The 12694-nt window shown below is 61.3% G+C and carries 16 protein-coding genes and 1 tRNA gene; 4 read left to right on the forward strand and 13 right to left on the reverse strand.

Annotated features, from left to right (window positions below; genetic code table 11):
- Positions 1-65 precede the first annotated feature (65 nt).
- Positions 66-1151, reverse strand: coding sequence for an alpha/beta hydrolase (locus tag RI444_RS21545; RefSeq protein ID WP_207605312.1), 1086 nt, complete (start codon positions 1149-1151; stop codon positions 66-68).
- A gap of 93 nt (positions 1152-1244) precedes the next feature.
- Positions 1245-1694, reverse strand: a complete 450-nt coding sequence (locus tag RI444_RS21550; protein ID WP_069696576.1) for an SRPBCC family protein — start codon at positions 1692-1694, stop codon at positions 1245-1247.
- A gap of 110 nt (positions 1695-1804) precedes the next feature.
- Between RI444_RS21550 and RI444_RS21555 the strand changes: the two genes are divergently transcribed.
- On the forward strand, positions 1805-2686 hold the full coding sequence (locus RI444_RS21555; protein WP_242703180.1) for a hypothetical protein: 882 nt from the start codon (positions 1805-1807) through the stop codon (positions 2684-2686).
- A 2-nt stretch (positions 2687-2688) separates the two neighbouring features.
- Here RI444_RS21555 and RI444_RS21560 read toward each other — a convergent pair whose 3' ends face one another.
- Both RI444_RS21560 and RI444_RS21565 read right to left on the reverse strand, forming a co-directional pair.
- Positions 2689-3588, reverse strand: coding sequence for a diacylglycerol/lipid kinase family protein (locus RI444_RS21560; protein ID WP_193592443.1), 900 nt, complete (start codon positions 3586-3588; stop codon positions 2689-2691).
- A 24-nt stretch (positions 3589-3612) separates the two neighbouring features.
- Positions 3613-4464 (reverse strand): PhzF family phenazine biosynthesis protein, encoded by an 852-nt coding sequence (locus RI444_RS21565; protein WP_207605311.1) that lies wholly within the window; start codon positions 4462-4464, stop codon positions 3613-3615.
- A 57-nt stretch (positions 4465-4521) separates the two neighbouring features.
- Here RI444_RS21565 and RI444_RS21570 point away from each other — a divergent pair, with 57 nt between their 5' ends.
- Complete coding sequence (locus RI444_RS21570; protein ID WP_062098873.1) at positions 4522-4944, forward strand: DUF1801 domain-containing protein; 423 nt, start codon at positions 4522-4524, stop codon at positions 4942-4944.
- Positions 4945-5082: 138 nt separating this feature from the next.
- Here RI444_RS21570 and rplI read toward each other — a convergent pair whose 3' ends face one another.
- From rplI to rpsF, 4 genes are all read right to left on the reverse strand, one after another.
- Positions 5083-5535, reverse strand: a complete 453-nt coding sequence (gene rplI / locus RI444_RS21575; protein WP_062098874.1) for a 50S ribosomal protein L9 — start codon at positions 5533-5535, stop codon at positions 5083-5085.
- 18 nt (positions 5536-5553) lie between these two features.
- Complete coding sequence (gene rpsR, locus RI444_RS21580) at positions 5554-5793, reverse strand: 30S ribosomal protein S18 (protein WP_003800144.1); 240 nt, start codon at positions 5791-5793, stop codon at positions 5554-5556.
- 63 nt (positions 5794-5856) lie between these two features.
- Positions 5857-6444, reverse strand: coding sequence for a single-stranded DNA-binding protein (locus RI444_RS21585; protein WP_021473323.1), 588 nt, complete (start codon positions 6442-6444; stop codon positions 5857-5859).
- A 50-nt stretch (positions 6445-6494) separates the two neighbouring features.
- Positions 6495-6800 carry a 30S ribosomal protein S6 gene (gene rpsF, locus RI444_RS21590; RefSeq protein WP_021473324.1) on the reverse strand — a complete coding sequence of 102 codons (306 nt, stop codon included), beginning with the start codon at positions 6798-6800 and terminating at the stop codon, positions 6495-6497.
- A 225-nt stretch (positions 6801-7025) separates the two neighbouring features.
- On the opposite strand from rpsF, the gene RI444_RS21595 reads away from it, so the two are divergent.
- Positions 7026-7364, forward strand: coding sequence for a YnfA family protein (locus RI444_RS21595; protein WP_021473325.1), 339 nt, complete (start codon positions 7026-7028; stop codon positions 7362-7364).
- A gap of 82 nt (positions 7365-7446) precedes the next feature.
- Here the strand turns inward: RI444_RS21595 and RI444_RS21600 are convergent.
- Positions 7447-7529: transfer RNA gene (locus RI444_RS21600), tRNA-Leu, on the reverse strand.
- A 137-nt stretch (positions 7530-7666) separates the two neighbouring features.
- Between RI444_RS21600 and RI444_RS21605 the strand changes: the two genes are divergently transcribed.
- Positions 7667-8020 carry a cupin domain-containing protein gene (locus RI444_RS21605; RefSeq protein ID WP_021473326.1) on the forward strand — a complete coding sequence of 118 codons (354 nt, stop codon included), beginning with the start codon at positions 7667-7669 and terminating at the stop codon, positions 8018-8020.
- A 119-nt stretch (positions 8021-8139) separates the two neighbouring features.
- On the opposite strand, the gene RI444_RS21610 is transcribed toward RI444_RS21605, so the two are convergent.
- The 4 genes from RI444_RS21610 to RI444_RS21625 all read right to left on the reverse strand — a co-directional run bounded on the left by RI444_RS21610 (position 8140) and on the right by RI444_RS21625 (position 12686).
- Positions 8140-8502, reverse strand: a complete 363-nt coding sequence (locus tag RI444_RS21610) for an ArsR/SmtB family transcription factor (RefSeq protein ID WP_225740073.1) — start codon at positions 8500-8502, stop codon at positions 8140-8142.
- 60 nt (positions 8503-8562) lie between these two features.
- The gene (locus RI444_RS21615) at positions 8563-9543 is read right to left on the reverse strand and encodes a DMT family transporter (RefSeq protein WP_207605310.1); all 981 of its coding nucleotides are present in this window, start codon (positions 9541-9543) and stop codon (positions 8563-8565) included.
- Between the two features lie 189 nt (positions 9544-9732).
- Positions 9733-11148, reverse strand: a complete 1416-nt coding sequence (locus tag RI444_RS21620) for an amino acid permease (protein WP_207605309.1) — start codon at positions 11146-11148, stop codon at positions 9733-9735.
- A gap of 236 nt (positions 11149-11384) precedes the next feature.
- Positions 11385-12686: a M18 family aminopeptidase gene (locus RI444_RS21625; RefSeq protein ID WP_021473330.1), complete on the reverse strand. Its 1302-nt coding sequence runs from the start codon at positions 12684-12686 to the stop codon at positions 11385-11387.
- Positions 12687-12694: the final 8 nt, after the last annotated feature.

Here is a 12694-nt window from a genome sequence, read left to right on the forward strand (position 1 = left end):
AGCTTACATGCATATGCATCTATGTGGTTGAACCGGGCGGGCTCCGGAAGTATTCCCGGACGCTTCTACCGGCCCGGGCGCACGTGAGCGGCCAGAAAGTCCAGGGTCCTGTCCTTGGCATCCTTGGCTTCGGTGAAATTCAACTGGAACTGGTACTCATGAGGAAGTGCCGGAGTGTGGTCGGCTGGCCAGAAAAGCTCTGTCACGGGAACTCCGGCTGCTTTCAAGCGATTGCTGTAGGGAACGGACTGCAACCAGGTCAACCCGTCTCCGTTGCCGCCGCTTATGAACGTAGGGGGCAAGTCACCGGTGACGAACCCGATGGTAGACATGGTTGCCCCGGCATAGGTGGCGGACCAGTCCTTGGTGCCCGTGTAGGACCACAAAGACGTCTTGAGACCCCACTCCAGCAGACCGTTGAGCTTGCTCATGGCGTCCAGATCGTAAACACCGCAGTGAAGAATGGTGGCAGCCAGATCCTCCTTGCGCAACGCCGGCTCTACGCCGAGCAGGTTGGCGTAGGCAGGATTGACTGTCAGGGTGGCCATTTGGCTGGCCAGCTGTGCACCCGCAGAGTCCCCTGCCAGGACGATGCGGCCCGGATCCACGTTCAGTTCAGCAGCGTGAGCCTTGATGTAAGCCAGGGCGTCGTTGATTTCACGAACCGCTGTGGGATACGTGGCCTCGGGCGCAATCGTGTAGCCCACGCCGATGGTTGTGTAGCCTTCGGCGGCGAGAATCCGAAGATAGGGCTCAACGTTGGCCTGGGTCCCGGAAATCCAGGCACCACCATGAATCCAAACGATCGTCGGCAGTCCACCCGCAGCTCCTTCGGGGCTAAAGGCGTCGAAGGAGAGCCCCGGCCTGTAGACAACATTGGCTCGTGTCTGCAGCCCGGCCTGCGGAACGTAAGGAGTCATTTCTGCAACGGTGTCCTGGGCCCCGCGCTCGAAAACCCCACGGATCACCATCGCCGATGGCCACGGGGTGGCAGAAAGGGCCAGGAGTACGGCCAGGACCAGCACGACGGCGAGCTCCAGCCTTCGGATTCTCCGCGGACGCCTGCGCCTGCCCGGCTCACTCTCCGTCTTGGGAGGCCCTGCACTGGCCGCTGCCGCCACCCTGGCTTCTGCCGCTTCCGATGACCCCATGAACCCATCCCCCGCCTGTGCACCGTCCGTGTGCGCACCTGCGGACCATGCTAGGACGGAAGAGGCCCTGGGCGAAGGATCTTGCCGAAAAGGCTACCTCTGCCGCCCAGCCCCGCCGACTGCCATCAGTTCCAGTCGTCGCAGGGTCTCGTTGTTCCTAACGTCGATCACAGGATCCCGCAGGACTTTGGGAACCAACTTGCCGGGACCTCGCACTGCGTCCTCGGAGATGGAGACGCGGCATTCGTCCGGACCGGCCTCTTCCACCGTGATCAGCACCTTGGCCTCACCCATCGGCCATCCACGGGCAAGGAGCTCAAGGGAGCGTCCGGTCTGGACCGCAGCCACGCTGGTGCTGTCATCGATCAGGAAGGGCCATACGCCTACGGAGTGATGAAGCTTCGCACCGACCTGGGGCCACTGATCATCCACAGCGCGGATCCGTGAGGCACCCACCACCCAGCCAGGGTAAAGCCAGCCGTCGGCGATCACTTTCCAGACGTCGGCTGCTGAAGACTTGAAGGGCCGGGTAACAGTGGACATGACTTCCTTTCCGGTGGCGCACCAGTATTGGGAATTAAGCTAAGCATGCTTACGAAGCTATCACCAGAGGAACCCGTACAGGTTCCCAACGCCAGGCCTAGACTGATCGCATGGCCCGGCAGCGGCATTCATGGTTGGCACTCATCTTGTTGCTGTGTGCCGCGGGTGCGGTCTCTTCCTGCCAGCCCGTGGCTGCTCCGGAACCGGGCACCAGTGAGCCTGCCGCGGAGATCGTGGTGGACATCAACCAGTCCCGCGACCAGTACGGAAAGCAAGCCATCCTCATCCAACTGACCAACACCTCCGGCTCGCCCGTCACGGTCAGCGGCATGGACCTCCGCTCAGGCTTGTTTCAGCAGGACATCACATGGAGGCCGGAAAACGGTCCACTGGAACTACCGCCGAACCAGCCCAAAAGCCTCCCCGCCAGCCTTCCGGAGCCACGCTGCGGGAGCCATACGGGCGAACCCCCGGCAACCACCATCCACTACGCCCGCACCAATAATGAGCAACGCCAACTCAGCACCGGAGCCACCGACTCCTTCGGCGTCCTGCAGCGCAACTCGGACGAACTCTGCCTCGCCAAGGAGGCCGCGGCGGTGGCATCCATCGCCTTGGCCCCGGAACTGGACGTAGCGCCGGACGGAAGAACCGCCGTCGTGCGCCTGATTATCACCCCAACCAGAACCGCTACGCCCAACCAGACCCTGGTCATCGAGTCGATCGGTGGCACCACGTTACTGGCGGAGCAGCCGTCGGACCCGTGGCCCCGCGACGTCGCCATTGCGGCCGCAGCGGACGCCCGGGTGCTGTCCCTGCGCGTACGCCCTGCCCGCTGCGACCCCCATGCCGTCGCTGAAGACAAGGTGGGAACACTGGTTCCATTGAATGTGGCCATCGGCAACCGTCAGGGTGCCCTGAAGGTGCCGGCTCCTGCAGATCTGCGCGGACGCATCCATGACTTTGTCACCGCTGCCTGCAGCGCGGGCTGAACTCAGCCGATGGTGGGCAGCGCCGCCGGTGCGCTCTCCACGCGGACCTTGATCCCGGCTTCCACGTTCTTTACTTCCCCGTCCATTTGGTACGGCAGGGGCTTCAGCGTGGTGAATTCGTAGCTGCTGACGCTCGGCTGATCGCCCAGGCCCTGGGTGGTGGCCCGCAAAGCGTTCAAGACCACCCGCCATTTGGGCATGTGGGGGAAGAAGATGACCTCAAACTTGCCGTCACGGGGCGTCTCCTCCGCCTCGCTGAGGGTGGCGTACTTTGCCATTTCGGGGATGTTCGCAAAAACGAGGCTGTCCACCTTCTGGCGCTTGCCGTTGTCCAACCGGATTTCGAACGGCTTGAACTCAGAGAACGTCTTGATCACGGACACCATCTCCGTCAGGGCGCCCTTGCTTCCCTTTTCCAACTCCGTCGCCACAACCGGAGTCAGGCCGAACCCGATGTACGAGTGGGCGTATTCCAGCGGCTCATTCTCTTTCTGGCCGGTGTGGATCCGGAGCAGGTCGATGTTGTGGACGTTGCCCTCCGCGATGGCCTCCTCCAAAGGCTTGGTTCCAACCGTCCGCCGGTGGTCGTTCGCGTTGCCGGCAGCCATGACTGCGGCCACTGCCTTGGGGTTCTCCGCCTGCATCACGCCGTTGACAACCTCGTTGTAGCCGCCGTCGCCGCTGACCGAGACCACCAGGACGTCGCCGCCCTTGCCGGCGGCCTCACGGGCCAGATCGACCGCGTGCCCCGCGTGCTGGGTTGGTTCAAGGATGATCTCCGGCGAGTACGGCAGCATCTTGATGAGCTTCCCGTGCAGCTCTTCCGCAAGCTCCGGGGCATTCCCCGTGCTGTTGGGGTTGAAGATGATGACGATCGACTCAAATGTCCGTGCGGAACCCATGCGTTCTCCTTTAGTTACCCAGGCCTATAACAGTACTGTCCCCTGGATGCAGGTAGTCGAATCACCGCCCACCCAGACCTGGTCCCCTTCAGCCTTGACGTGGATGCGTCCCGCCCTCCCAAGTACTGTCCCTTGGGCGGCCACGTAGTCCTCCGGTGCCCGCCCACTCCCTATGAGCCATTGAGCTGCTCCGGCGTTGAAGCTCCCTGTCACCGGGTCCTCGATCATCGCGTCACCCGGGATGAACGTCCGAACCTCGAAATCCACCTCGAAACCCGCCGGATACGGCCCTATGACTCCCACTTTCAAGTCACCCAAAGCAGCCATGTCCGGCTCCAATCCCAAGACCTGGCCGCCAGATTCGAGGAGGACGCCAATCCACTCCGGACCATTCACCAACCAGGAGGCATCGAGGATGTCAGCCTCATTTAGACGAAGTCCCGCCGCCAATTGCTTCCGCACAGCGTCCTCTACCGGGCCGAAGCGGGTCAGTGGCGGTGCCGCAAAAGCCAGCCTGCCGCCGTCGTGCTTTACGCGCACCAAACCCGCTCCACACTCCTGAACCACCACGCCAGCAGACTTGGGCACTCCCCCGGCCTCCAACCACGTGTGCGCCGAACCGAGAGTGGGGTGCCCTGCAAACGGGAATTCCTCACTGCCCGTGAAGATGCGCACCTTGTAGTCCGCGTCCGGATGCGTGGGCGGGATCAGGAAGGTGGTTTCGGAGAGATTGGTCCAGTTGGCGAACCGCTGCATGGTTTCGCTGTTGAGCCCTTCGGCATCTACGACGACGGCGAGCGGGTTGCCGAAATAGGGACGGTCGGAGAAGACGTCTACTTGGTGGAATGGGCGGTTTCGGGGGGAAAGTGGACTCACCGGTGCAGGCTATCACTGGTGCTGGTGAGCCTGTGGCGTGTCTGCAAGACTACCTGCATGGCAGAGAACAAGACGCAGCCCACCGACGCGTCCGTAGAGGAGTTCCTCGGTGCCGTGGAGCACCCGACGCGGCGTGCGGACGGCTTTGAATTGCTGAACATGATGCGGGAGCTCACCGGCCAGGAAGCCGTGATGTGGGGTCCCACGATCGTCGGCTTCGGCAAGTACCACTACAAGTATGCGAGCGGCCGTGAGGGTGATTCCGCGGCCGTCGGTTTTTCATCCCGGAAGACCAACCTGGCCCTCTACGGACTGACCATGGGGCCGGAGGCGGACCGTCTGCTTCCAGAACTGGGTAAGCACAAAACCGGCGCGTCCTGCCTGTACGTCAACAAGCTGGACGACGTGGACAGGGATGTGCTGGCCGAGCTGATCCGCACCGGCTACAACCACACCATGACGGAGATCCATAGGCCCTAACCCCGCGCGAGCCCTCCGCGAGTTGGCATTTAATGGCAATCCGGGGCTCCAACATTGTCATCAAATGCCAACTCGGGGCATGCAAAAGGACCCCGTTCCCGGAATCCGGGAGCGGGGTCCTTCAGGTTTAGTCAGAGACTACTTGCCGGCAACGACCTCAAGGTCGATGACAGCGGAAACATCCTCGTGCAGGCGAACGTTGGCCTGGTACGAACCGACAGACTTGATGTGGTTCGGCAGTTCAACGTTGCGCTTGTCGATGGCGCCGAGGCCGGCAGCCTCAACAGCAGCAGCGACGTCAGCAGGCTTGACGGTGCCGAAGAGACGACCGGACTGACCGGCCTTCACCTCGAGCTTGACCTTCTTGGAGGACAATGCCTGAGCCTGTGCCTGTGCAGCTTCAACAGTTGCGTGGGCACGGGCAGCACGTGCTGCCTTGATGCTCTCAACCTGCTTCTCGCCACCACGGGTCCAGGTCAGAGCGAAGCCGCGGGGCAGAAGGTAGTTACGTGCGTAACCGTTCTTTACCTCGACAACGTCGCCAGCAGCACCGAGACCGGTTACTTCGTGGGTCAGAATGAGCTTTGCCATGTTAGTTAATCCCTTCCCTTAGCCGCGGCCAGCGCCGGAGTAGGGCAGCAGAGCAACTTCGCGGGCGTTCTTGATTGCCTGGGCGATTTTGCGCTGTTCCTGAACGGTAACGCCAGTGACGCGACGAGCGCGGATCTTTCCGCGGTCGGAGATGAACTTGCGCAGCAATGCTACGTCCTTGTAGTCGATGACAGTGATGTCAGCGGCCTTCAAGGGGTTGGACTTTGGTTTGGGCTTACGGAGTTCAGCCTTAGCCATCGTGGAGCTCCTTTTCTATGGAGCCCGTGGATATTGATCCACGGGATGGTGGTGTTTTTTTGTTTAGAAGGGAGGTTCGGAGTCCGGGCCGTTGCCCCAGCCACCAGCGTTGCTGACACCGGGCGTAGCCCAAGGGTCATCCTGCTGTGCGGGCTGGTTGCCGCCCCAGTTTCCACCGGAGTTGCCGCCCTGGTTTCCACCAGCGGGGCCACCTCCGAAGCCACCTGCGTTGCCGCCACCGAAGCCACCTTGGCCACCGTTGCCGGCGCCGAACCCGCCGCCGGAGCGCTGGGTGCGGTTGACTTTGGCATTCGCGTAACGCAAGCTCGGGCCGATCTCGTCGACCTCAAGCTCAATAACGGTGCGCTTCTCGCCTTCTTTGGTTTCGTAAGAACGGCTCTTCAAACGGCCGGAAACAATGACGCGTGTTCCCTTTGTGAGGGACTCGGCAACGTTCTCGGCTGCTTCCCGCCATACGGACGCGCGGAGGAACAGGGTTTCCCCGTCCTTCCATTCATTCGACTGGCGGTCAAAGGTCCGGGGAGTAGAAGCGATGGTGAAGTTCGCTACTGCTGAGCCAGACGGGGTGAACCGCAGCTCCGGATCATTGGTGAGATTACCGATGACCGTAATAGTGGTTTCGCCTGCCATCTACTGCCTCCTTGTTCGTTCCTGCGGGGTAAAGATCCGGAAGGGGCTGATTACTCAGCAACAACCTTCTGGTCTTCGGGGCGGATGATCTTGGTGCGCATGATCGTCTCGTTCAGAGACAGCTGGCGATCAAGTTCCTTGGCGGTAGCAGGCTCAGCGGTGAAGTTCACCACTGCGTAGATACCTTCGGACTTCTTCTTGATGTCGTATGCCAGGCGACGACGGCCCCAGATGTCTACCTTTTCGATGGTTCCACCATCGGTGGTGATGACATTCAGGAACTTCTGAAGCGACGGCTCTACGGTACGCTCTTCGACCTCGGGGTCGATGATTACCATCAATTCGTAAGGACGCATATGTGAACCCACCTCCTTTGGGCTAAGCGGTTACGGTATCTCCGTAACAGGAGGTTCATTTGCGATTGCTGTGCCTCGCTCCCCCGCCAAAGATTCGGAAGGAGGGCGCAGCACAGACTTCAATATCTTAGTGCATCTCCTGCATCCAAAGCTATTCGGCGGTGTGTCGTGGCCGAAAGCACCGGGAAGGCCTATGTGGATAACGGGCCAATGAATACTTGAGCCATGACCATCCTCAAGTCCACAGTCCTCTTCGTTCTGGCCGCGGCAGCCGAAATCGGAGGCGCCTGGCTCATTTGGCAGGCAGTCCGGGAGGGCAAGGCCTGGTGGTGGGCCGGGCTGGGAGTCGTTGCCTTGGGAATCTATGGCTTCTTCGCGGCGTTCCAGCCCGACGCCCATTTCGGAAGGGTTCTCGCGGCGTACGGGGGCGTTTTCATAGCCGGCTCACTTGCCTGGGGCATGCTGGTTGACGGATTCCGCCCGGACCGCTGGGACATCATTGGAGCCGTCATCTGCATAGTGGGCGTCGGCGTCATCATGTTCGCGCCGCGCACGGGCGCGTGACGGCCGGCGGCTTACCGGCTGGAACATGGGAGCTTAAACATGTGAGCCCTGGAAGATCATTGACCTTCCAGGGCTCATTGTGTGCGCGGAGGGGGACTTGAACCCCCACCCCCTTTCGAGGACTAGCACCTCAAGCTAGCGCGTCTGCCATTCCGCCACCCGCGCAGGGTGATTCGGAGAACCAGTTTCCTTTTTCTCCTCAACAGCGTCAAAAACACTAACACGTCATTGGCCATTCTGTTGATTCGGGACCTACGGCAACACCCCTCGGCAGAACAAGGAAACGTGGGTACGGTGACCTCATGCAGAAAATATCGATCGAGGCTCTCGCCCGCCAGCAAATCGAAGCCGCAGTTGCCGCACCCAGCGGACGCGCTGCAGACACAGCATTCGGCGGGCATGAGAAGACCCTCCGGCAAACAGTCATGGCTTTCCGCGCAGGCACGCGGCTCAGCGAACATCAGAACCCCGGCGAGGCTACCGTCTTCGTGCTGAAGGGAAATGTCTGGCTCAAGGCAGGCGAAGACTCGTGGCAGGGGAAAACGGGAGACCTGTTAATCGTGCCGGACGGCCGCCACAGCCTCGAAGCGGAAGAGGACTCAGCGGTGCTCTTCACAGTAGTCAAGACCGACCGTCAGGCGCAGCCGTCGGCGTGATTGGAGAACGACGGCGGCACCTTGCCTGCGCACGCCTGGCTACGGGCGTGGACCACCGAGTCAAAGCTCACTGCCGTCGCGTTGAAGCCAGCGGGGCAGCCACCGTTGCACGCTCAGGACTACCCCTCCCGCCGCTGCGTTTCCCGCCTATGCTCTGCCCGGGCAAGCTGGGCCAGTTGTTCGACAAATCCCGGGAAGTGCGCTTCAAGCTCCTCAGTACGCAGGCCCGTCCACCGGGTGGTCCCTTCCTTGCGGGACAACGTAACACCAGCCTCACGCAGGGTCTTGAGATGGTGACTCATGGTGGGGAGCGGAATTTGGACTTCTTCGGCGAGCCAGGAGCAGGTCCGTTCCGGTCCATCCCTGAGGAGCTCGACCACGCGGAGCCTTACAGGGTCAGCTACTGCTCGGAGCATGCTAACGACGCTGATACCGTTCAGGTCCGGGTGATGGAGCTGGGTGGCCATGATCTTCTCTTCCACGAAAAGGCTTATACACTGCTATTTTCATAATTATGGAAGATTGATCCTAGCATGCTCGGATTAGCGTGCGCGGACCCCCTCTGATTCGCTGGCCGCCTCAGCACTGGCCGGCACCTGCTGCGCCCGGATGGCGCGTGCAGACCGCCTGGAGAAGTAGTTGTTCGTGAGCAGCGCCGCAATAACCAGAACAGCCCCGACAAGAGCAGTCACAGTCGGTTGATATCCGCGGATCATCGCAATGGCGAAGGCAACGACGGGGACGACGTTCATGAACAGAGTTCCATTGAGCCGTCCCAGCAAGCCGATGCCTTTGTTCCATGAGAGAACAGCAACCACTGCAGCGAAGATTATGAGGTAGGCAAGGTGTAACCAGCCGCCCAGAATAGCTCCAAGATCTGGTGCAGTGACGTAGCCAACCCCTGTAGCGATGAGGACTGCAAACAGAATGCTGATGCAGCCGAGCACCGTGGTAACCGTGGTGTACCGCAGTGCGGACCACCCTTGGAACCCGATGGCTCCCCGGGTGTACGTCACCCAACAGACGGCTCCCAAGAGGGCGAGCAGTTCACCCAGTCCGAGTTGGCCACTGAACAGTCGGCCATAGTCGCCGTCGGTGATGACAAGCGAAACTCCGGCAAACGCCACCAGGATTGATGCGACAGTGTAGCTGGCAGGCAGTTTCCTCGTAGCCATCGCACCTACAACCGCCCCAATGGCGGGCATCATCGCCATAATGAGGCTGACGTTGGGCGAGCTCGTATATCGCAAAGCCGTAAATGCCAGCAGGCCAAATCCAGCGAACCCGGCGCTGCCCAGCAGGAACAACCTGCCCAAGCGACCATCGACGCGGAGCGCGCGAAGACCCTCGGCCCGCCAGAGCATTAAAACGAGGAGGGCCGCAGCAATGACATACCTGATCAAAGTCATGTGAAAAGCGTTGACGGTCGTAGCAAGATCGTTGGCGATCGGGAACATGCCGCCCCAGATCAGAGGCGGGATGAGGCAGAGGATGAGGCCGCGGGTCGCGGTTGATAACTGCATGAAAGGTCGATGCATAGTGAAACCCCAAGTTTCGTAGTAGCAAAGTTATGTAATTTTACAAGCATGAAAATATGAGAACTGGGAGTCCAATGTCAACTACTTTTTTGGGCTGTGAGTTGCCAAGCTTTAACGCGAACGGGGCAGCCGCCGTCGGTATTGACGGCAGCTGCCCCGCAGCAAAGCAGACGCTTACGACGCCGGACCGGCACCGACGCTTGCAGGCTCCTCTTCGCCACTGGTCGCTTGGGCGGGCGCAGCTCCGCCCTTGCGGTAGCGCCAGACGCCGATGCCTACGACGATTACCGCCAAGGCGAGCGACAGGAACAGCGATTCGCGGGTGGATTCCAGGATGACCATGCCGATGATGAGTGCCACGATGCTCGCAATGGCAATCCACGTGAGGTAGGGGAAGAACCACATCTTGAGCTGGAGGTCCTTCGCGGCGGCCCCCATGCGGCGGCGGAGAACCAACTGGGAGGCTGCAATGACCAACCACACGAACAGTGCGATGGCGCCGGAGGTGTTGACGAGGAACAGGAACACCGTATCCGGGGCAATGTAGTTCAGTCCCACAGTGATAAATCCGACCACTGTGGACGCAAGCACGGCCGCCGCAGGCACACCGCGCTTGGAAATACGCGTCCAGGACTTCGGTGCATCTCCGCGGCGGGACAGCGAGAACAGCATGCGGCTGGCGGTGTAGAGGCCCGAGTTGAGGCAGGAAAGCACCGACGTGAGGACAACGATGTCCATGATGGTGCCGGCTCCCGGGATGCCATAGAGCTCGATCACTGCAACGTACGGGCTTTTGGCAACGGAGGCGCTGTTCCACGGGAGCAAGGTGACCACAATGGCGATGGAGCCGATGTAGAAGATCAGGATGCGCCACACGGTGGACTTCACGGCCTTCTTGACGGCGTCCACCGGATTCTCGGATTCCCCGGCAGCAATGGTTGCGATCTCCGCGCCAAAGAAGGAGAAGACGACCACGAGGATGCCGGCGAGGACCGCGCCCGGCCCACTGGGCATGAAGCCGCCCTGGTCCAGGAGGTTGGTCACTCCCGGTGCAGGAACGCCCGGCATGAAACCGAGGATGGCGACGATTCCTGCAAGCAGGAAGATGACGATTGCCGCGACTTTGATGGACGCGAACCAGAACTCGAACTCACCGTAGGACTTCACTGAACCGAGGTTGGTGAGGGTGAGGAGCACCATGAGTATCAGGGCCCAGATCCACTGATCGACGCCGGGCACCCAGCGGTGCATGATGGCGGCACCGGCAGTGGCTTCGATGCCCAGCACGATGATCCAGAACCAGGCGTAGAGCCAACCGATGCTGAACCCGGCCCATCGGCCAAGCGCTTTGTCGGCATAGGTGGAGAACGAGCCGGTCTCCGGATTGGATGCAGCCATTTCGCCCAGCATGCGCATCACCAGGATGACTACCAGGCCCGCGGCGAGGTAGGCCACGAGGATTCCTGGTCCCGCCTGTTGGATAGCTGCGCCCGAGCCCACGAAGAGGCCTGCGCCGATGACGCCCGCAATGGCGATCATGGACAGGTGCCGGGGCTTAAGCGATTTGGAAAGTTGTTGGTCAGCGTGCATGGAACGTCGCCGTCCTTTGAGTACTTGGAAGGCCCACGGAGATGTGCAGTGGGCCACTTGGCTTTCCCACACTAGCCACCCCATACCGGGGCTGATGCTGTGCAGACAAACATTTTGACGTCAGCCAAACCGGGAGTATGCACAAAATGTATCGCTTAAAGCATCAAATGTTTCTTATTGAGAACTTTTGAAACCGTCCTGAAACGACCCCTTGAGGCTTTGGGCCGTGGCGGGGGTCACATGGCAGTGGCGAAGAACAGTTCCGTCACCCTGGCCAAGGAGTAGGGATCCTCCACGCCACACAGCTCACGCGCGGAGTGCATCGAAAGCAGCGGAACTCCGACATCAACCGTGCGGATGCCGAGGCGCGTGGCCGTCAACGGACCAATGGTGGAACCGCAGGGGATGTCGTTGTTGGAAACAAACTCCTGGTACGGAACACCCGACTCTGCGCACAACCGGGCCCAAAAAGCTGCGCCTGTGGCATCTGTTGCGTAGCGCTGGTTGGCATTGATCTTCAGCAACGGGCCCCGGTTGAGCAGCGGACGGTTGGCGGGGTCATGGCGCTCGGCGTAGTTCGGGTGGACAGCGTGGCCGGCATCGGCAGAAACACAGAACGACGCCGACAACGCCTGCCGCCGCTGGCTCACCGAAGCCCCGAAACCGTCTGAGATCCGGGCGAGGATGTCCTCCAGGATCGGTCCGCAAGCACCGGAGCGGGAGTTGGAGCCGATTTCCTCATGGTCGAAGGCGGCAAGGACTGCGATGGGTCCGTCGGCAGGCGCCGACCCCGCGTGGGCGATGAGCGCCACCAAACCCGCATGGGTCGACGACAGGTTGTCCAAGCGTCCGGAGGCGAAGAACTCACTATTGACCCCGAAAACCGCGGGCGCTTGCGTGTCTGCCACGACGACGTCGTACCCGCCGATCTCCGCAGCATCCACCGAGGCGTCCTTCACGCGCGAGGCGAGCAGGCCCAAAAGATCCTCCCCTGCGGGATCTCCCAGCCCGAAAATCGGGTTCATGTGCTGCTGTTTGGACAACGTCAGGCCTTCGTTGACTGCCCGGTCCAGATGGATGGCGAGCTGCGGGAACCGCAGGAGGGGGCCAGTGGCCGTCAGGTGCTGGGTACCGTCACGCATCACCAGGCGGCCGGCAAGCTGCAGTTCCCGGTCCAGCCAGGAATTGAGCAGCGGGCCGCCGTAGACCTCCACGCCCGCCTGCAGCCAACCGAACTTCCCCGTTGTGGGCTTCGGCTTGAGCTTGAAGGACGGGGAATCGGTGTGGGCGCCAAGGATGTTGAACCCCGTGGCGGGACCTGCGTTCTCCGGCGATACCCAAGCAATCAGGGCGCCGTCCCGGATGACGTAATAGCCGCCCGCGCCCCCGGACCACGGCTCCAGCTCATTCAGCCCCGTAAAGCCGGCTGCATCTAAGCGGCGGGCCGCTTCATCGACGGCATGGAAGCTCGACGGCGACGCCGAAACGTACTCGCCAAGGTCCTTGATGTGCTCTGCTGCGGAGGCGTTCGTAGGCATGCTCCCGA

Origin of the sequence: Paenarthrobacter sp. AT5, from assembly GCF_032764245.1 — a bacterium.
GTDB classification, from domain to species: domain Bacteria; phylum Actinomycetota; class Actinomycetes; order Actinomycetales; family Micrococcaceae; genus Arthrobacter; species Arthrobacter ureafaciens.

Excerpts from the sequence above, each read along its gene's own strand:
- rpsF (WP_021473324.1), bottom strand. The coding sequence starts at position 6,800 with ATGCGTCCTTACGAATTGATGGTAATCATCGACCCCGAGGTCGAAGAG.
- rplI (WP_062098874.1), bottom strand. The coding sequence starts at position 5,535 with ATGGCAAAGCTCATTCTGACCCACGAAGTAACCGGTCTCGGTGCTGCT.
- RI444_RS21570 (WP_062098873.1), top strand. The coding sequence starts at position 4,522 with ATGGCAGAGAACAAGACGCAGCCCACCGACGCGTCCGTAGAGGAGTTC.
- RI444_RS21555 (WP_242703180.1), top strand. The coding sequence starts at position 1,805 with ATGGCCCGGCAGCGGCATTCATGGTTGGCACTCATCTTGTTGCTGTGT.
- RI444_RS21620 (WP_207605309.1), bottom strand. The coding sequence starts at position 11,148 with ATGCACGCTGACCAACAACTTTCCAAATCGCTTAAGCCCCGGCACCTG.
- RI444_RS21585 (WP_021473323.1), bottom strand. The coding sequence starts at position 6,444 with ATGGCAGGCGAAACCACTATTACGGTCATCGGTAATCTCACCAATGAT.
- RI444_RS21615 (WP_207605310.1), bottom strand. The coding sequence starts at position 9,543 with ATGCAGTTATCAACCGCGACCCGCGGCCTCATCCTCTGCCTCATCCCG.
- rpsR (WP_003800144.1), bottom strand. The coding sequence starts at position 5,793 with ATGGCTAAGGCTGAACTCCGTAAGCCCAAACCAAAGTCCAACCCCTTG.
- RI444_RS21605 (WP_021473326.1), top strand. The coding sequence starts at position 7,667 with ATGCAGAAAATATCGATCGAGGCTCTCGCCCGCCAGCAAATCGAAGCC.
- RI444_RS21560 (WP_193592443.1), bottom strand. The coding sequence starts at position 3,588 with ATGGGTTCCGCACGGACATTTGAGTCGATCGTCATCATCTTCAACCCC.
- RI444_RS21625 (WP_021473330.1), bottom strand. The coding sequence starts at position 12,686 with ATGCCTACGAACGCCTCCGCAGCAGAGCACATCAAGGACCTTGGCGAG.
- RI444_RS21545 (WP_207605312.1), bottom strand. The coding sequence starts at position 1,151 with ATGGGGTCATCGGAAGCGGCAGAAGCCAGGGTGGCGGCAGCGGCCAGT.
- RI444_RS21550 (WP_069696576.1), bottom strand. The coding sequence starts at position 1,694 with ATGTCCACTGTTACCCGGCCCTTCAAGTCTTCAGCAGCCGACGTCTGG.
- RI444_RS21595 (WP_021473325.1), top strand. The coding sequence starts at position 7,026 with ATGACCATCCTCAAGTCCACAGTCCTCTTCGTTCTGGCCGCGGCAGCC.